This window comes from Hymenobacter sedentarius, assembly GCF_001507645.1.
Classification (GTDB): Bacteria; Bacteroidota; Bacteroidia; order Cytophagales; family Hymenobacteraceae; genus Hymenobacter; species Hymenobacter sedentarius.
Window position 1 is genome coordinate 4,114,371 of sequence record NZ_CP013909.1, and the last position, 19,861, is coordinate 4,134,231.

Sequence of the window (19,861 nt, forward strand, 5' to 3'; positions counted from 1 at the left end):
GGCGCAGCTCAACCTTTCCCTAGTCCATAAAATCCATGTTGGGCATGCCGATGGGGGCTCCGGGCGGCATGTTCACGGCTGGCGGAGTCGTGAATTTGCTCGGGTCGGCCTTGAAGCGGTCAATTTGCGACAAGCCGAACAACAGGTTGGCTTTTTGTGTCGGATGGGCTCGTTTGGCTTGCGTTTGCATCCATTTCTGCAAGCCCTCCACTTCCAGCAGCGCCTGGCCGCGCACACTAGCGGCGGCGCGGTAATCGGCTGCCAGCTGCAGCAGGTATTTCAGGGTGAGGTTGTTCACTACGGTTTGTAGAGCCCCGGCGTAGCCGGTCTCAGGCCGAGCGCGCCAGGTGTGCGCCAGCAGCTGCTCCACTACCGGCCCAAAGCCGGGCTGCTTGCTGTCGCGGGCCTGGTACTCAATTAAGCGGGCGGCGCGCTCCGGATTCAGGATGGACGCAATGGTGGGGCCGGCCGCCACCTCGGCCGCAGCCAGCGGGTCAAACGTGGGCCCGGTAAAGCCCGAGAAGGTTTCCAGCGACCCCGGGTACCCCGAAGGGCGGGGCGGAACCTTAGCAATCAGCGCCTCCGGCAACTGCAAGGCGGCCGGGGTGATGGTGGCGAGCAGCGCATCCAGGGCCTGCTGCTGCACGGCGGGCTCCACCATCTTGGTGGGCGCCTGGCCGTCGTTTTTGAGGGCGTGGGTGAAATACTGCCCGCCGATGGATTTGGCCACGGCTTCAATCTGGTAGCGCTGGAGCAGATAGATGGGCACCAGCACTTCCTCCAGGGTAGCCATGGGCGCGTTTGCCCGAATCGCTTTCTCCGAGAAGCCATCGAGCACGTGCCGCCGCACGGCCATCAGCTTGGTGAGCTGGGCCACGGGGTCGGCGCCTTCGTCCCACTGGTTGGCGGCCGGGTGCACGTAGCCCCCAATGTCGGGGATGAAGCGGAAGCCCTGCTGCAGGGTTTCCTTCATGATATTGTCGAGGGCCGTGTTTTCATCGGTGCCCTTGGCGAATGCGGAGTAGCCCCACAGGATGGCGCGCTTGTCCCAGGAGCCTATGCCGGTGGCATAGGCGTCCGAGACATCAATGTGGCCGTCGGGCTGCAGGCTGAACCGCGGAAACGGGTAGTCCATCACCGACGCCCGCTCCTTGGTGCTGGCCGTGAAGTTGTGGTACAAGCCCAGGGTGTGGCCGATTTCGTGCGCCGACAGCTGCCGGATGCGCGCCAGGGCCAGTTGCTCCATTTGGTCGCTCACGGGTTTGCCGTCTTCGTAGGGCTGCAGCAGGCCTTCGGCAATGAGGTAGTCCTGGCGGTGGCGGTCGGCGCCGAGCGACACCACCCCTTTCAGGATTTCGCCGGTGCGCGGGTCCACGTAGGAGGCGCCATACGAGAAGGCCCGGGGGCTGCCGGAGCGGTTTATCCAGTTCACCACGTTGTACCGGATGTCCATGGGGTCGGCCCCTTCCGGCAGCTCTTTCACCTGAAAGGCATTGATGTAGCCGGCGGCCTCAAACGCCTGGTTCCACCACGAGCCGCCTTCAATCAGCGCCTTTTTAATGGCCACCGGGGCGCCCCGGTCCACGTAGTACACGATGGGCTTCACGGCCTCGCTTGTGGCAGCCGTCGGATCCTTCTTCTCCAGCCGGTGGCGAACGGTAAAGCGCTGCGCCAGGGGCTGATTGATGGGTGCGGAAAAATCGACGAAGCTGAACTGATTGAAGCCCGAACGAGGGTCGAATTTGCGGGCCCGAAACTTGTTGTCGGGCAGCTCAATAAAGGCCTGATGCATCTGCACCGTCACCGCGCTGGGGTCCGGCGCCAACGACTCGTCGTAGCCGCCACTGCTGGCCCCGCCAGTGAAGGTTATCATGGCCTCGAACTCGCTGTTCTTGGGGAAGTTGCGGGTGTTTTCCAGGTACACAGCCGAGCGGGATTCATCGAACCGGTAGCTCACCGACGGCCTGGCTCCGCCCGGGCTCATCAGGCCCGCGCCGGGGCCCTGAAACCCGCTGCTGCTCAGGCGCTCGCCGATTTTCTGGCTGTCGCGCACCAAAAACGGCGTCAGGTCCAGCAGCACTTTGCTGCCCTCCGTGGCCACCGGCACAAATCCCCAAATCACCGACTTGGCAAAGGCATTGTCGACGGCCCGCTGCTCATCGGCATTGCCCGACGAGGCCCGGTAATCGAGGTTGGGCTCAATCAGCAGCACCTTTCCCCCCACCTGCACAAACCGGGCAATGGCCGACGAGCTTTGCCCCCGCTCAATGCCGTTGCCCACGCCGCTGGCCAACGACCCGAAGTACAAAAAGTCTTCGTTCAAGCGGCTGACTTCCAGCAGCACCTTGCCCGTTTTCGGGTCATAGTAAAAGGGGAAGTAGCCATCGAATTTCTGCAGGCCTTTGGTCATGGAGGCCAGCGAGGCAGCCGGTTGGGACATCGCAGCGGCCTTGGCGGCAGGCTTGGCCGCCTGGCCATAGCAGTCCGCACGCGAGGCTAGTACGCCGACCAGTAAAAAGGTATAAATCTTCATATTGCTTGGGCTTTGCTGAGAATTGAGCAAAGCAAGGTTACACCGATTTCTCGGATAAAAGCAACATGCCAACCCTATTATAGTGTGGTGCTTGCAAGGCCGGACGCCGCCGCTTCTCGGCATTTCACTATGTAGCCGCGCTGACAATCGCCTTATTTTGAAGCTGCGCCCTGCATTATGGGTTGGCAGTAGCGTTTTTGAAGTCCGCTGTTTTACCGGCCATCCGTTCAGTAATTGGGCAGGGCCCAATCCACGTAAAAGCTACCGGCGGCCCACACTGCCTTTGCCGGTGGCCGGCGCGGGTGCCGGGCTTTGGGGGCTTTCGGGTGGACCGAGGTAGCTGGCGGGCAGTTCGCCGCGGTGCATCACCAGCTTTTCCAGCACCACGCCGGGGTCTATGCGCCAGAACTTGAGCACGTGCGGGCCTGCCCCCGCAATGTTGTGCTGCGAGGTTTTGATGATGATGTTATCGGCCACGGCCTGCTCCCAGGGGCGGTTGCCGTTGTCGGGCTTCAGGCCGGTGTGCAGGTTGATAATTTGCGGCGCTTCGTCGTCAATAGAAACAGCGTAGCGCAGGCCTTGGGTATTGGTGAAGTCAAGGGTTGGGGCGAAGTAGGCGCGCACGGTGACAGGCCTGCCTTGCTTCAGGGTTACTTGGTATTCGAGGTGAGGCGACTGGCCACCAGGCGCGGCCTGCGGCGCGGCCGTGACCGGAAAAGTAGTTACCGCACCCAGCGTCCGGCCCAGGTCCGGCAGACGCTGCCAGGTCACGGGGCCGGCACCCACCGCTTTCGTAAAATGCTCGGCTTCCATGGATACATAGCCGTCGTTCTCCACAAAGCCAGCTCCGGGCCCGCCCGAAACGGCTGGCTTAGCGGTGGTGGCCGGGGCCACTGGCGCCGCGGAAGCTGCGGCCGTGGCGGGTCCGGCCAGGGTTTGCACCTCGGGCATTTTGTCTACCGGGGGCTGCTGCCAGTTGGTGTAGCCTATGTGGGTCTGGTCCATCATGTGGTTCCACTTGCCACCGGCCACGGCGTGGTAGCGGCGCATGATTTCCGCGTCTTTTGCAAACAGCGCTTTGGCTTTTTCGGCCAGCTCGTTGGTGTTGGGCTGGCTTTTCTGAACGGCCTGGCGGTTCAGGGCTACAGTGTAATAGAGCTCGTTGAGGTTGGCGCAGGCCTGCACCGGGTGTAGCACCAGCTCATAGTAAGCATCGCGGCTGCCAGCTGGTATTTTCTGGTTGATGGCCTCGGCGCGGGCCAGCAGCTGGTTGTAGTCGCTCACCACGGTGGCCCACTCGCCGGAAGCCAGGCTGTAGGTTTCGGGGGTCAGCAGCTCGGGCTTGCGGCGGGCATTGTACTTGGCGTATTTGGCCAGGATGTCGCCTATTTCGGAAGCACGGGTTGGGCCAAACTGCTGGGCGGCCCAGCGCTGGGTGTAGGCCGCCACGCCGCTGGCGGGAATGCGCTCGGGGTTCCAGGCGTAGTCGAGGAAGAAGCTGATTGGCAGTTCCATGGGCTTGAGGTCGCCCACGTTCACAATCCAAATTTGGTCGGCGCCATAGGCTTTGGCCAGGTGCATCTGCTCCCAGATGCGGGGCAGCGGGTTGGTGTTTACCCACTTGTAGTTGCGCGGGCCGCCCACGTAGTCGAAGTGGTAGTAGATGCCGTAGCCGCCCTTGCGGGGCTTCTCGCCCGCCTTGGGCAGCTTGCGGATGTCGCCCCAGTTGTCGTCGCATAGCAGCAGGGTCACGTCGTCCGGCACGCGCATGCCCTTGTCGTAGTAGTCCTGCACCTCCTTGTAGAGGGCCCAGAGCTGGGGCGTTTGGGCGGCGGGCTTGTGGGTTTCTTGAGCCAGAATTTTGCGCTGGTCGGCCACTATTTTTTCGAGCAGGGCAATGTTGCTGCCCTCGCTCATGGGCTCGTCGCCGTCGCCGCGCATGCCCACGGTCACGATGCTTTCGTGGGTGCCCATGTTCTTGATGCCCTGGCGCCAGAACTCGCGCAAGGTGCTGTCGTTGGTTTGGTAGTTCCACGGGCCTTTGCCGTAGCGCTTCCACTCCTGCTGGGCGCGCAGCATGGGCTCGTGGTGCGAGGTGCCCATCACGATGCCGTATTCATCGGCAAGCACGGGGCTTTGCTTGTCGTCGTCGTTGAAGGCGTTGCCCCACATGGCGGGCCACAGGTAGTTGCCCTTGAGCCGCAAAATCAGCTCAAACACGTGGACATACATCTTGGAATTAATGCCGCCGAACTTCTCCTTGGCCCAACCCGAAAGCGCGGGCGCTTCGTCGTTGAGGAAAATACCGCGGTACTTCACCGCCGGCTCGCCCAAGGTGTACCGAGCCGGGCTCACGTACAGCGCGTTTTGCGGCTTCACGGGCACATCGGCCCACCAGTACCAGGGCGACACCCCTATCTGCTGCGACAAATCATAAATCCCGAAAATGGTGCCGCGCTTGTCACTGCCAGCAATCACCAACGCCCGCTCCACACCGGGCATGGGGTTCTCCACCACCTGCCGCACAAAGACTTCCCAGCGCCCGGCCACCGCCTTCACATCGAGCTTCTTTTGCTGCACCAGTTGGTCGATAAGCGGGCTTTTGCCGATAGTCCCGATGAGCACGACCTCTGCCCCGGCCGGCTTGGCCGTGCCAAAGCGCGGCTCAATTTTCGTCACGCGCTGCACGTCGGCCTGCAAGTCCTTGGCAGCGCGCAACACGCCGGGCCAGTCACTGGCGCTGGCGTAGATGGCGGCGCCTTTGCCGTTGGCGGCCAGCGTGAAGTCGCCTTTGCCTTTCGTAGCTGATACGGTTAAAGTACCCACGGGCAGCGTCTGGGCCAGCGCATTGCTGAAGGCAAACAGCACGGCCAAGGGGAGCAATAGCAGGTGAAATTTGAGGGATAGTGTCTTCATAAGATTCACCAACAATTAATGTAGTTAACAAAGGCTGTCATGCTGAGCGCAGCCGAAGCATCTCGCTCGCTTCGTTGTAATCATCAGGGTTACTGCTGCACGCGAGATGCTTCGGCTGCGCTCAGCATGACGTTTTATATAATGGCCATAGAACATTGGATTCAAATAGCTTTTACTTGCTAAAACTTCACCACCTCGTAGAAGGCCTTCTTGGGCTTCTGATTCTGGTCGAAGAGCAGCGGGTAGTTTTTGCGGCCGGCCACGGGGTAGGTATCCAGCCAGGTGTATTTGTCGGAGATGTTCCAGAAGGTGACGCCGGTGATGACGTTCTTGTAGTCGCGGAACACCTTGAAAAACATCCTGTAATGGTCCGCCTGCTTCTGCTCCAGCTCGGGCGTGTAGGCGTCCGACTCGCCGGGCCGCTTTTCGCGGCGGTTCTTTTCCCAGGGGTAAATCGACACGTCCAGCTCGGTTATCTGGATTTTCAAACCCAGGGACTTATACCGGTCTAGGGCCGCGCGCAGCTCCTTTTCGGTGGGCTCCTGCAGTGACCAGTGGCCCTGCAGGCCCACGCCATCAATCGGCACCTTGGCGTCCTTCAGCTGCTTGAGCAGCTTGTAGATGCGCTCGCGCTTCTCGGGCCGCTCGGTGTTGTAGTCATTGTAAAACAGCTGGGCCTTGGGGTCGGCCGCGTGGGCATATTCGAAGGCTTTGGCAATGAAGTCCTCGCCGCAGATTTTGTACCACTCCGAGTTGCGCAAAAACTGCGTGCTGTCGTCGGCAATGGCTTCGTTGACCACGTCCCAGGCGTAGATTTTGCCTTTGTAGCGCTTTACCACGGTATCGATGTGGCTCTTGAGACGCTTGAGCAGCACCTTTTTGCTCACGGTGGTGCCGTCGGCGTTCTTGAACAGCCACTTCGGCGTCTGCTCGTGCCAGAGCAGGTTGTGCCCGCGCACGCGCAGCTTGCTGGTCTGGGCAAACTGCACGATTTCGTCGGCATCCTTCCAGAAGTAGCGGTTTTCCTCCGGGTGAATCGGACCCATTTTCATGGCATTCTCCGGCGTGATGCTGTTGAACTGCTGCTTAATCAGCTCGCCTTCCGCCCCTTTCAGGCCCTGGGGCGACACCGCCACGCCGATGGGGAAATAGTCTTTGTAATAGTCCTTTAGGCCTTTTTGGGGAGCGGGCGCCTGACTTGTAAGCAAGGCAGCGCCGCCTACTACTAGGCTGGCAGCAACTAACCTGTTAATAGCCTTTTGTGAAAAGTTATTTGACTTCATATTATTGAAAAAGAACGTCATGCTGAGCGGAGCCGAAGCATCTCTACCGCTTCGTTGGGTCCGTTGGATTAGTGTTGCAGTAGAGATGCTTCGGCTCCGCTCAGCATGACGTGCTGTTGATTTCAACGTCCGGTTGGGCAGAAAGCGGTTTACTTCAGCTCCAGCATCACCACCGACTTCGGCGGCAGTTCCACGGCCAGCTTATCGCCGCGCTTTTTGGCGCCCGCGAAGCTGGCCAGCTTCACTGTATTGGGCTTGTCGAAGGTGTTGTAATCGTTGATTTTGCCAGAGGTCAGAATGCGACCGGTCACGTTTTTCCAGCTCACACCCGCCAGCGCTGTTTCCAATTTGAGCATCTTATGCGGGTCCAGGTTCACTAGAGAGATGTGCACCGCGCCTTTAGCGTCTTTAGAGGCTGAAGCATTCAGCGCTGGGATTTTGTCGCTGCCCACAGCATAGTCGGGGCTGGTGAATTGCAGGGGCAGATATTGCGAGTCTTGGTGCACCTGGTAGAGGTCAAACACGTGGTAGGTAGGCGTGAGCAGCATCTTCTCCTTGTCGGTGAGGATGACGGCCTGCAGCACGTTCACGGCCTGGGCTAGGTTGGCGCCGCGCACCCGGTCGCAGTGGTTATTGAAGATGTTGAGCGTGGTGCCGGCCACTAGGGCGTCGCGCAAAGAGTTTTGCTGGTACAAGAAGCCCGGGTTGGTGCCGGGCTCCACGTCGGTCCACACGCCCCACTCGTCTACCAGCAGCGCCACCTTTTTATCCTTGTCGTACTTGTTCATGATGGCGGCGTGCTTGGTCACGACGGCCTCCATTTTCAGGCAGTTTTTCAGGGTGTTGAAGTACTGGGCTTCGTCGAAGTTTGTGGCCGAGCCTTTGCTGCCGCTCCAGCTGCCGGTGGGCAGCGTGTACTGATGCAGGGTGAGGCCCCACATCTGGTTGAGCGGGATGTTTTTCATGCACGTCTCCGTCCAGTTGGCGTCGTCGCCGTTGGCGCCGCTCACGATTTTCTTGAGCGGCGGCGAGGCCGGGTAGCTGTGGGCGAAGGTGGCGTAGCGCTTGTACACGTCGGTGTAGTACTGGGCCGTCATGTTGCCGCCGCAGCCCCAGCTCTCGTTGCCGATACCCCACCAGCTCACTTTATAAGGTTCGGAATGGCCGTTTTTGCGGCGCTCGAGCACCAGCGGGGTGTCGTCGTTGGAGTTGAGGTACTCCATCCAGCTGGCCATTTCCTGCACCGTGCCACTGCCCACGTTGGCGGCCAGATAAGGCTCGGTGCCGAGCAGGCTGCACAGCTCCAGAAATTCGTGGGTACCGAAGCTGTTATCCTCCAAATTATTGCCCCACCACATGTTCAGCATTTTGGGGCGTTGGGCTGTAGGGCCTACGCCGTCGCGCCAGTGGTAGGTGTCGGCGAAGCAGCCGCCGGGCCAGCGCAGGTTGGGAACCTTGATTTTTCTGAGCGCCTCCACCACGTCCATCCGGATGCGGCCCTGCTTGGGCACGTCCAGCTTTTCATCGACCCAAAATCCGCCGTAGATGCAGCGGCCCAGGTGCTCGGCAAAATGCCCGTAGATGTGCTTGCTGATTTGCAGCTTGGGGTCGCCGGCCTGCACGACCATTTGAACGGTTTGGCCCGCGGCTCCGGTAGAAGCAACGAGGCTCAGGGTAGTGGCAAAAGCGGCCAGGCGCTTGGAGAAGGTCATAAAAAGTAGAAATGCACCATATGTGAACGAATGGCCCAAAAGAAGCCGCAAACGAACCAGCCGGCAAAGCGGCGTTCCGGCCTGCAGGCCAATGGCCTGCGTGAAGCCCAGCCCCGCTCACGAACGGACCTGTGCTTCGTGCCGGAACGCCGAAGCCGCCTACTGGCAGGCGAGCTCTTGCAGGCCTGTCGCAGTCGGCACCAACCTCCCCAGCCAGCCGCCTTGCTGTTCCCACCACCTGGCGGCCGGCTGGTTCAGTTTTTTGCAGATGAACGTCATGCTGAGCGAAGCCGAAGCATCTCGCGTGCGCCTTTTGTCATGCTGACGAAGGAAGCATCTTCTCACGTCCGAGCAATTTGTTCAGCCGTGAGAAGGTCCTTCGCGCTGCTCAGGATGACAGACGAAGGAGTCGAGATGCTTCGGCTTCGCCCAGCATGACGTTACTTTTATAAGCCCTAGATGTACTGATTGATAATAGCTTCCAGCCACTCCTGTTTGCCGCTGCGGGGCGTGGGTTCGCCGCTCTTCATGGCGATGGTGCGCAGGTCTTCCAGGCTCAATTCGCCGCGCTCGTAGGCCGCGCCTTCGCCCGAATCAAACGAGGCGTAGCGCTCCTGGCGAAACTTGCGGTAGGGCGACTTTTCCAGGATGTCATTGGCCACCACCAGGGCGCGGGCGAAGGTGTCCATGCCCGAGATGTGGGCGATGAAAATATCCTCCAAATCGGTGGAATTGCGGCGGGTTTTGGCGTCGAAATTGATGCCACCGGGCTTTATACCGCCGTGCTCCAGGATGATGAGCATCGACTCGGTCAGTTCGTTGAGGTTGTTAGGAAACTGGTCGGTGTCCCAGCCGTTCTGGTAGTCGCCGCGGTTGGCGTCCATGCTGCCCAGCATGTTGGCGTCGGCCGCTACCTGTAGCTCGTGCTGGAAGGTGTGGCCGGCCAAGGTGGCGTGGTTCACTTCCAGGTTCAGCATGAAGTCGTTTTCCAGGCCGTGCTCCTTCAGGAAGCCGATGACGGTAGCGGCGTCGAAGTCGTACTGGTGCTTGGTGGGCTCGGCCGGCTTGGGCTCGATGAAGAACTTGCCTTTAAAGCCTTGTTTGCGGGCGTAGTCGCGGGCCATGGTCAGGAAGCGGCCCATGTGCGCCTGCTCGCGCTTCATGTCGGTGTTGAGCAGGGTCATGTAGCCCTCGCGGCCGCCCCAGAACACGTAGTTCTCGCCGTTGAGCGCAATAGTGGCGTCGATGGCATTCTTGACCTGCGTGGCCGCGTGGGCCACCACCTGGAAATCGGGATTCGTGCTGGCCCCGTTCATGTAGCGCGGGTTCGAAAACACGTTGGCCGTGCCCCAGAGCAGCTTCACGCCGGTCTCCTGCTGGTGCTGTTTCGCATAGTCGACGATGGTTTGCAGGTTGCGCTCGTACTCGGCCAGCGAGTCGCCTTCCTCCACCAAATCAATGTCGTGGAAGCAGTAGTAAGGCGTGCCGAGCTTGGTGAAAAACTCGAAGGCAGCGTCCATCTTGTCCTTGGCACGGCCGATGATTTCGTGGTGCGTATCCCAGGCAAATTGCTTGGTGCCGGGCCCGAACGGGTCGCCGCCCGTGCCGGTGAAGGTGTGCCAGTACGAGACGGCGAAGCGCAAGTGCTCCTTCATGGACTTGCCGCCCACCATGCGGTTTTCGTCGTACCACTTAAAGGCCAGCGGGTTGTCCGACTCGCGCCCTTCGAAGCGAATGGTGTCGATGCCCGTGAAAAATTCGGTTTTAGAAAGCGTGCTGCTTGACATGGGAAGGAGTGGTTGGGTTAGGAATAAGTTGAGCTAAAGCGTGTTGCCAGCGGCCGTACGCGGCGTGGTATTGTTCGCGCAGCCGGTCGGTGGGCTCCACGGTCAGGATGCGTTCGAGCCCAATGAAGGCTTCGGTGGGGCTGGCGTACACGCCGGCCCCGACGCCCGCGCCGCGCGCCGCGCCCTGGGCCGCGTCGGTGTTGTAGAGCTCCAGCTCCACGTTGCCGCTGTTCACGAAGGCTTCGCGGAACACCGGGCTCAGGAACATGTTGGCGTTGCCGGCGCGCACCTGGCGCACCTGCACCCCGGAGGCCCGCATGATGTCCATGCCGTAGTTCAGGGCGAACACGATGCCCTCCTGGGCGGCGCGCAGCACGTGCTTCTGGTGGTGAATGTTGAAGTTGAGCCCGCGCAGCGCGGCGTCGGCCGGGCGGTTTTCGAGGATGCGCTCCACGCCGTTGCCGAAGGGCAGGAATACGAGGCCCTCCGCTCCTACCGGCGCCTGGGCGGCCAGCTGGTTCATCTGGTCGTAGGGCAGCTCGCCCACGATTTTGCGCAGCCAGCTGTTGAGAATGCCCGTGCCGTTCAGGCACATGAGCACGCCGTTGCGGGGCTGCGCAGCCGTGCTGTTTACGTGCACGAAAGAGTTCACGCGGGAGCGCGGGTCGGGCGTGTTGGTTTCGTTGATGCCATACACCACGCCGCTCGTGCCGCCCGTGGCCGCTACCTCGCCGGGGTGCAGCACGTTGAGCGAGAAGGCATTGTTGGGCTGGTCGCCGGCCCGGTAGCTGATGGGCGTACCGGCCGTGAGGCCCAGTTCCTGCGCCGCCTCGGGGCTTAAGTGGCCCTGCACCGAAAAGGTGTTCACCACCTCGGGCAGCAGGTCGGCGCTGATGCCGTAGTAGTCCAGCAAATCCTGGGCAATGGCCTGCTTCTTAAAATTCCAGAACACGCCTTCCGACAAGCCTGACACCGTGGTTTGCAGCCGCCCGCTCAGCTTGAAGGCAATGTAGTCGCCGGGCAGCTGAATTTTGTGAATCTGGGCGTAAATCTCGGGCTCGTTTTCCCGCACCCATTTCAGTTTAGAAGCCGTGAAGTTGCCGGGCGAATTCAAGAAGTTGCTCAGGCAATACTCTTCCCCCAGCTCCTCAAATGCCTTATCACCGTATTCCACGGCCCGGCTATCGCACCAGATGATGGCCGGGCGCAGCACCTTGCCGTCCTTGTCAATCAAGACCAGCCCGTGCATCTGGTACGTGATGCCGATGCCGGCCACCAGGTCCGTATCGAAGCCGTAGTCGGCCTTGAGTTGGGCGGTGGCGTTCACGACTTCCTGCCACCAGCGCTCGGGGCGCTGCTCGGCCCAGTTGGGCTGGGGCACGGTGATTTCCATCTCCTGCTTGGGCGAGATGGCCGCGGCCACGCACTTGCCGGTATGAATGTCGAGCAAGGAGGCTTTGATGGAAGAGCTACCGATGTCGTAGCCGAGGAGGTATTTCATAGTTGATACAGATTGATAGAAGTCGTCATGTTAAAGAAGACCGTCATGCTGAGCGCAGTCGAAGCATCTCGCGTGTTTCGTTGCAATGGCATTGATTAGTTGCGCGAGCGAGATGCTTCGACTGCGCTCAGCATGATGGTCTTTTAATCGTTTTTACAATGACGTTCTAGAATTTTACTTAATGGTAAGGACGGCCGAGGCGGCCGGACTGGCGCCCAACGTCACGCTGCGGGCGCTGGGCAGCGAGCCGCCCACCCACACCGTTACCGGGCCGCTGGCCGCTACCGACTGCCCTTTGTCGTTCACCAAAGCCAGCATATCGGGCGTGAGCGTGAAGTTGACGGTGGTGCTGGCGCCCGGTGCCAGCTTTACGCGCCGGAAGTTTTTCAGCGAATACAGCGGGGTCTGGGTGCCCTTTTTGGCGGCGTGCGTCACGTAAAGCTGCACCACTTCTTCGCCTTCCGTTTTGCCGGTGTTGGTGACGGTGGCCGTCACATCGACGGGCTTGTTTTTGGCCACGCGCCTGCTGGCCAGCTTCACCGAGGGATACGTGAATTTGGCGTAGCTCAGGCCGTAGCCGAAGGGGTACATCGGCTCGGCGGCCAGGTAGCGGTAGGTGCGGCCGGCCATGTGGTAGTCTTCGTAGGCGGGCAGCTGGTCCAGGGATTTGGGGAAAGTGATGGGCAGCTTGCCGGAGGGCGAGACTTTGCCAAACACCACGTCGGCGACGGCGTTGCCGCCTTCCTGGCCGGGGTACCAGGCCAGCACCACGGCGTCGGCCAGCTCGTGTACTTCGGCCAGGTTCATGGGGCTGCCGCCGGTGATGATGGCGATGAGGGGCTGCTTGTTGTTTTCGCGCAGCTTTTTCAGGAAGTCAATCTGGTTCTTGGGCAGGTTGTAATCGAGCCGGTCGCCGAAGGTGGGCGAGGCGATGGACTCGCCCTCCTCCCCTTCCAGCAGGCCGGTGATGCCCAACACCACGAAGGTGGCATCGACGGTGCGGGCCGTGGCGCTCACCCAGTCGATGGTATTGGCGTTGGGCCGGTCGAGCATGGCGCCCTGGCGGTACTGCATCTGACTGCCGGGCTGCACGCCGCCCACCAGGCCTTCCAGGATGGTTTTCATCTCCGGGTTCACGCCGTAGTAGTTGCCCAGCAGCGCGTCGAGGTTGGCGGCGTTGGGGCCGCACACAAAGTACTTGGGCAAGTCGTTGCGCAGGGGGAGCACGCCGTTGTTTTTCAGCAGCACAATGGACTTCTGGGCTGCCTCGCGGGCCAGGGCGCGGTGCTCGGTACTATTAATGACTTCGGGCCCAAGCTTGTCGTAGGGGCTGCTGCCCTTGGGGTCGAGCAAACCCAGCTTGAACTTGGTGCGCAGCAGCACGGCCAGAGAGCTGTCCATCTTGGCCTCGGTGGTGAGGCCTTTTTTCACGGCCTCGGGCAGGGATGGGTACACGCTGCCGCAGTTCAGGTTCACGCCGCGGTCCAGGGCCAGGGCGGCGGCTTCGGCGGGGGTTTTCACCACTTTGTGGCCCTGGTAGAAGTCGACAAGCGCCCAGCAGTCGCTCACGATGTGGCCCTTGAAGCCCCACTGCTTGCGCAGCACGTCCTGCAGCAGGTAGGTATTGGCGCAGCAGGGCTCGCCGTTGGTGGCATTGTAGGCGCACATCACGGCTTCCACTTTGGCATCGACTAGCTTATGAAAGGCGGGCAGGTAGGTTTCCTGCAGGTCCTGGGGCGTGGCCACGGCGTTGAATTCGTGGCGCAGGCGCTCGGGGCCGCTGTGCACGGCGAAGTGCTTGGCGCAGGCAGCAGTCTTGAGGTGCTGGGGGTCGTCGCCCTGCAGGCCCTGCACGAAGGCCACCCCCATGCGGCCGGTGAGCGTGGGGTCTTCGCCGTAGGTTTCCTGGCCGCGGCCCCAGCGCGGGTCGCGGAAGATGTTGATGTTAGGCGTCCAGAACGTGAGGCCGCTGTACTGCTGGCGGTAGCCCTTGGCCACGGCCGCGTTGTAGGAGGCGCGGGCTTCGTCGGAAATGGCGGTGGCCACGCGCTTGGCCAGGTCGTCGTCGAAGGTGGCGCCCAGCCCTATGGCCTGCGGAAACACCGTGGCCGCGCCGGCCCGGCCCACGCCGTGCAGGGCCTCGTTCCACCAGTTGTAGGCCGGGATACCCAGCCGCTCGATGGCCTTGCTGTTGTACATCATCTGGTCGGCCTTCTCCTCCAGCGTGAGCTTCGAAATCAGGTCCTTGATGCGGGCATTGATGGGCTGCTTGGGGTCAAGAAATACCGCCGAAGCAGCCGTGGCCTGTGCGTGGACCGCCCCCTGCAACCCCAGAAATAGGGCGGCACTCAACAGGCTTTGGCGGCGCAGGCGGGCGAAGGGGCGTGACATGGGAATGGTGCGGCTAGAGGTGCTAAAATTGAGCTGAAGTTGGGCTGAATCAGAGGCGGCTAGTGGCCAGGGGCACTTCGGGCTCGGTGGTGAAGGTGGAAGCCGGCAGGCCTTCTTTGTTGTAGAGGTTGGCGCCCTCGGGGTTGTCGGCCCAGGCGTAGCGCACGGCCACCGGGGCTGTCACCTGGTCGCTCCACACCACCACCTTGTTGCCCTCAATCTTGGCCTGCGCCCACACAAATTTCTTATCGGTCCCGGCCACAGCAAACCCCATCAGCGGCCCGCCGCCTTTGGCTACCAGGCCGCTGCCGGCACTAGCGAAGCTGAGTGTGACCTTGTTGCCGGCCACCTGCATGGATTGGTACAGGGGGCCCGAGGCCACCAAGTTTTTCTCTCCATAAGCCACCTTTTGAGCGGCCAGCGCCAGACGGTGGCCTGGTGTCTGCTTGTCGAGCGGGTGAATGTCGTTCCACTCGCCGGCGTCTAGAATCACGGCCATGCCGGTGTGGGGCACGGCCAGCCCGCGGCGCTGGATGTCGCGCATCACGGCCCAGCCGCTTTCCCCCGGCTCTTTTTTCGCCGCCATAAAATTGGGCAGCTGCGCGTAGATAAACGGCAAGTTGGGCTGCTGAAAGTGCTTGCGCCAGTCGGCAATCAGGGCCGTGAGCAGCGCCTGGTAATCGGCCGGGCGGCCGGCGTTCGACTCGCCCTGGTACCACAGAACGCCCTTGATGGCATACGGCCGCACCGGCGCAATCATGCCGTTAAACAAACTGCCGGGCGTGTATTGGAAGGTGGTCGTGCCCGGCGCCGGCGCCGCGGTGGCACCCAATTGGTACTGCCAGGGCCCGCGCAAATCCACCGTCTGGCCACCGGCCCGGAGTTCGTATTTTTTCTCAGGCGTGAAGCCGCCCTTGCCGCTGCTGTTTATCACGCGCACTACCAGCACGTTTTTACCGGGTTTTAGCACGCCCGCGGGCAGCTCGTACTTGCGGGGCGGGTACTGGTAACCGGTGGTGCCCACCAGCTTGCCGTTCAGGTACACCGAGTCGGCATCGACGATGGTGCCCAGCTCAATTCGGGCCGGCGGGCCCACCATGGCGGCCGGCGCGTCGAACTCCTTGCGGAACCACACCACCCCGTTCACCGGGCCCAGGCCCTGGTCAGCCCAATAGCCCGGCACCTGCATGGTTTTCCAGCCGGAGGCATCAAACGTGGGCGCGTACCAGGGCGTTTGGCCGGGCGCTTCACCTTTATCGGCCTGGTAGAGCTGGCGGTACCAGGCCGCGGTGGCAGCTTGCTCCTTTTGCTTGATGCTGGCTACCAGCGTGCTGTCTTTGTACTTGGCGGCCTGCTGTTCGTAGGTTGGAAATTGCTTCAACGCGTCGCCACTCAGCCACGCTTCGGCGGGCGAGCCGCCGACGGCGTCCTTGATAATGCCTACCGGCACCTGGTACTTGGCGTTGATTTCCTTCGCAAAGAAGTAGGCGACGCCCGAAAACTGAAGCACCGTTTGGGGATTGGCCTCCATCCATTTGCCGCCCGTGAAGTCGGCGCGCGGCTTGTCGAACGCATAGGTCAGGGGCACGTCAAACTGCCGGATGCGCGGGTTAGTAGCTTGGGCAATTACCTCGGGGTACTTGTCGCGCAGGCGGCTCATGGGCGTTTCCATGTTCGACTGGCCCGAGCACAGCCACACGTCACCCACCAGGATATTTTTGATGACCAGCTTATTGCTGGCCGCGATGGTCATCTCAAAAGGCCCGCCGGCCTTCAGGCGCGGCAGCTTGATGCTCCACTTGCCATCGGCGCCGGTGGTGGTGCGGTGGGTTTTGCTAAGGAAGGTCACGCTGACGGCTTCCTGGGGCGCGGCCCATCCCCACACGTTCACGTTGGCGTCGCGCTGCAGCACCATGCCGTCGCTCACCAAGCGCGGCAGGCGCACGGTGGCCACGGCACGGGCCGGCGCTAACAGCGCACTGCCCACTACTAAGGTGCACAGCAGGCCCCGCCAACCTGCGATGGAGGGCTGTGGCCGGAACGCACCAAGGGAAAGTATACAGGTCATGGACCAGATTTTAGTAGGTGTAGAGTTTAACCCGCTGAATGCTGTACTCGCCGCCGGACACGCGCACGTGGCGCCCCTGGTGGTTTTGGTCGCCGTTCATGCGGCGGACGGGCACCCATTTCTCGCCTTCAAAACTGCCTTCGTCCACGCTCACGTAGCCGGCGCGCTTGTCCTTGGCGGTGGGCTCCCAGGTGAGGACTAGGCCGGTGCCCACCACGTAAAACTCGTCGGGCGCCACCGCGATGACGAGGCCGCCACCCGGCGCCCACTCCGCTTTTTTCGCGCCCAGCGACCAGCCCAGGGTGTACTCGTGCTTGGCCGTGAAGCGGTAATTGCCAAGCGTGGCGGTGCGGGCGGCCGAGTCCTTCTGCAGCAGAAAGCCCCGCACCTGGCCAGTAGGCTGGTGCTTGCCCAACAAGAAGCTCACTTGCTGCAGCAGCTCGTAAGCCTTGCCAATTGGCGCCGCCTTCAGTGTGTCGCTGCCCTCGATGGCGAAGGGCGAAAACGAGAGGCAGTTATAGTTGCCAAACGCGAAAAAAGCTTTGGCATCCACGCCCTCTTCAAAGCGGTGCTCGGGGATGAACAACGGGTTGCCGCCACGGGTGTACAGGTTGCACCAGTGCTCAAAATTGGGGTTGTAGAAGTCGGGCGCCAGAATATCGATGGCCGGGGCTCCGGCTTGCCATACGTCCATCAGGTGGGGCAGCGGGCCGGCGCTGGGGTATTTGCCCGGCGCCACGCCCGGCCGGTTCAAGGCGGCGTTCACGTACATGGGCAAGGGGTAAGCGGCTTTGCCGGCAACGGTTAGGGCGTTGGTAAACGTGGCGTAGTACCAGGCCATGAAGATTTCATCGGTGGCCAGGCTTTTGCCGAACACCTCTTCCCAGGTGCCTTTGGTTTTGGCGCCCTGGCGCTGCCAGATGGCCGCAAACTCGGGCTTTAGGTTTTTGCGCTCGCGCTGCAGGTACGTGAGCAGCGGGGCAGGCACGGGCTGCTTGAAGGCGGCATTGGCGCGGTCGTCGTAGCTGCGGGCCGTGGGCAGCATGCCGATTTCGTTTTCTACCTGCACCGTTATCACGGTGTGCTGCTTGTCGTCGGTGGCTTTGAGGTGCTGCATGAGCTGCACGAACGCCTTGCGGTCGGCCTCCAGGTTGGCGGGGCTGAACGGGGTCATGATTTCCTGCGGTACGCCCTTGTCGTCTTCCACGCGGGGGAAGCGTTTCAGGTCGGTTTTTACCCAGGCCGGGGCGTAGCACGACATGCTGTTTTTCCAGGCACCGAACCAAAGCAGCACCAGCTTCATCTGATGCTTGCGGGCGTCGTGCAGCAGGTCGTCCACCAGCGTGAAGTCGAACTTGCCTTCGGCGGGCTCCATCAGCTCCCAGTACACCGGCGCAATCACCGTGTTCAGGTGCATGGCCTTGAGTTTGGGCCACACGGGCTGCATGTACTTCGTGCTGGAGGCGGTGGAGTTACCCAGTTCGCCGCCCAGCACAAAGTAGGGCTTGCCATCTACCAGAAGTTGGGTGCTTGAGCCGGTTTTCACCAAGCGCGGTATGCCGCTGGCCGTTCCTTGGGCTTGCGCCGGGAAAGCCGCTGCTACGAGCAGGAAAAACAGGAGAGTTCTGTGTAACAAAAGGTTCGGTTAGATATGGTGGAAATGGTGGCAGAAAGAAGGGCGACAGAATAAAAAAGAACGTCATGCTGAGCGCAGCCGAAGCATCTCTACCTCGGGAGTAATCAATGCTAGCTCAACGAAGCGGTAGAGATGCTTCGACTGCGCTCAGCAGGACGTTCTTATGGTCTCTTCCGGATTATCTAGCAATTACTAGTACCCGGGGTTCTGCGTGATTTTGCCGCTGGTGCGGTCAATTTCCGTTTGCGGGATGGGCCGCAGCACATGGTAGGGCTGGATGTTGATGGCCGCGTTGGAACCGTAGATGCCGGTGGCGAGGCGCGTCAGCGGCGGGTTGTAGGCTTTCACACGGTCCAGGAGCTTCCCGGTGCGCTTGAGGTCGTACCAGCGCGTGAATTCGCCGGCCAGCTCGCGGGCCCGCTCGTCCAGGATAAAGTCGATGTTTACCTGGCTGGCCGTGATGTCCATCTGCGTGGTCTTGCCGGCAGCAGCGGCGCGCTCCCGCACTACGTTGAGGTATTTGGCGGCCTGCGCGGCATCGCCCAGGTAGAAATAGGCCTCGGCCGCAATCAGGTAGGTTTCGGCCAGGCGGTACACGATGTTGGGCCGGGTCGAGAACCCGTTGACCGACGCGCGGTTGCGCGAGTCAAACTTGTTGAGGGTGGGGAAGTATTCGGTGGTGTACTGGCTGGGCTGAATCACGCGGTAGGCCACTGGCTGGCGGTTGGCAATGCGGGCCAGCTCGGCGGCCGACAGCTCGCGGCCGGGGTACCAGACCGCCGTGTCGCCGATTACGGCCTTGGCGCTGCCGCTGTTGTTGCCCGGCGCGTTCACCCGGTACACCGTCGTGAACCACTTGCCGTAGCGCGTGTCGGTGGTGCGCAGCGACTTGCCCGATTCCTGTGGCGCGCCGCTGGCGTTGCGCAGGATGTAGGAGTCTTCCAGGTAGTGCGTCACCGAGTGGCGGGCGAAGGGGCGGCCGTTGTTGATGTCGCGCACCATGTTGGGCAGCAGGTCGTAGCGGCTGCGGAAGTTGAAGCCCGCCACGTTTTCGCCCCCAAAGGTGAAGCCGTCGACGCGGGAGAAGGTGGCGTCGCCGTTGAACTGCGCGTTCATGATAACCTCTTTGCCGTTCTCGTTGCCTTCTTCAAATACCTTTGCGGGGTCGGCTTCCAGGCCCAGGCCGTAGCGGCTTTGGTTGTCGATGAGCTCCTTGGCGTACTTGGCGGCGTTGGCGTAGTCGCTGGCGTCCTTGGCCGAGGAGGTGGCGCGTGTCAGGTACACTTTGGCCAGCAGGTGCAGGGCCGTGGCGCGTGTCACGCGGCCGGGCTGGGCGGGCTTGTCGGCAATGGTGTTCATGGCGTCGGTGAGGTCGGCGATGATGGCCTTATACACGTCGGCCTGCGGGGCACGGGTGATGTCCTTGGTGGGCACATCCACGAAGCTCTGCATCAGGGGCACGTCGCCGAAGTGCTGCACCAGCACGAAGTAATATTGGGCCCGCAGCAGCTTGGTTTCGGCTATCAGCTGCTGAATGCGGGCGGCGCTCAGGCCCTGCACGGTGGGCGCGTACTTCAGCACGCCGTTGGCGGTGTTGATGTACTGGTAGCTCAGGCTCCAGATAAAGGAAGTGGCGCCGGCATTGACCGGGGTCAGGTCCGAGGTGTTGTAATCGTTGAGGCCGCTGCTCGAGGTGATGCCGTTGGTCCACAGGTCGGTACCGGCTTCGGTGGTGAAAAAGCCGGAGTCGTTGCCGTAGAGCTGGCGCAGGCCCGAGTACACGCCCGTTACGCCGGCCTCTACGCCCTGCGGCGTGGCCAGGAAGCCCGGCGTAAGGATGGACTGCGGGTTTTCGTCGAGAATGGTCTTGCTGCAGCTGCCAGCACCCAGTAGCACGGCAGTTCCTAACGTGACTAATACTATCTTTTTCATATGTGCGTAGCGCGATGCGCTGGAAAGTTGAGGTTGATGGGGAGAGTGACCGAGTAGCTGAGTGAAAGCGGGTTGCTTTGGCGTTGAGCTGGATTTGCTTCC

At 61.6% G+C, this 19,861-nt stretch carries 10 protein-coding genes; all 10 read right to left on the reverse strand.

Annotated features, from left to right (window positions below):
- Positions 1-19: 19 nt before the first annotated feature.
- On the reverse strand, positions 20-2,440 hold the full coding sequence (locus AUC43_RS16965) for a zinc-dependent metalloprotease (protein ID WP_233254037.1): 2,421 nt from the start codon (positions 2,438-2,440) through the stop codon (positions 20-22).
- 354 nt (positions 2,441-2,794) lie between these two features.
- Positions 2,795-5,449, reverse strand: a complete 2,655-nt coding sequence (locus AUC43_RS16970; RefSeq protein ID WP_068196389.1) for a glycosyl hydrolase 115 family protein — start codon at positions 5,447-5,449, stop codon at positions 2,795-2,797.
- Between the two features lie 179 nt (positions 5,450-5,628).
- A complete protein-coding gene (locus tag AUC43_RS16975) occupies positions 5,629-6,657 on the reverse strand; it encodes an endo-1,4-beta-xylanase (RefSeq protein WP_233254038.1) in 1,029 nt (342 codons plus the stop codon).
- A gap of 224 nt (positions 6,658-6,881) precedes the next feature.
- Complete coding sequence (locus AUC43_RS16980) at positions 6,882-8,444, reverse strand: alpha-N-arabinofuranosidase (RefSeq protein ID WP_068196391.1); 1,563 nt, start codon at positions 8,442-8,444, stop codon at positions 6,882-6,884.
- A 455-nt stretch (positions 8,445-8,899) separates the two neighbouring features.
- Positions 8,900-10,231, reverse strand: coding sequence for a xylose isomerase (gene xylA / locus AUC43_RS16985; RefSeq protein ID WP_068196393.1), 1,332 nt, complete (start codon positions 10,229-10,231; stop codon positions 8,900-8,902).
- The gene (locus AUC43_RS16990; protein WP_068196395.1) at positions 10,209-11,732 is read right to left on the reverse strand and encodes a xylulokinase; all 1,524 of its coding nucleotides are present in this window, start codon (positions 11,730-11,732) and stop codon (positions 10,209-10,211) included. Before AUC43_RS16990 ends, xylA begins: the two co-directional genes overlap by 23 nt.
- 174 nt (positions 11,733-11,906) lie before the next feature.
- Entirely contained in the window at positions 11,907-14,123 is a 2,217-nt protein-coding gene (locus tag AUC43_RS16995) for a glycoside hydrolase family 3 N-terminal domain-containing protein (RefSeq protein WP_082685160.1), read from the reverse strand.
- Between the two features lie 49 nt (positions 14,124-14,172).
- Positions 14,173-16,191 (reverse strand): sialate O-acetylesterase, encoded by a 2,019-nt coding sequence (locus AUC43_RS17000; protein ID WP_082685161.1) that lies wholly within the window; start codon positions 16,189-16,191, stop codon positions 14,173-14,175.
- A 10-nt stretch (positions 16,192-16,201) separates the two neighbouring features.
- On the reverse strand, positions 16,202-17,827 hold the full coding sequence (locus AUC43_RS17005; RefSeq protein WP_068196404.1) for a GH35 family beta-galactosidase: 1,626 nt from the start codon (positions 17,825-17,827) through the stop codon (positions 16,202-16,204).
- A 192-nt stretch (positions 17,828-18,019) separates the two neighbouring features.
- Positions 18,020-19,723, reverse strand: coding sequence for a RagB/SusD family nutrient uptake outer membrane protein (locus AUC43_RS17010; RefSeq protein ID WP_199243464.1), 1,704 nt, complete (start codon positions 19,721-19,723; stop codon positions 18,020-18,022).
- Positions 19,724-19,861: the final 138 nt, after the last annotated feature.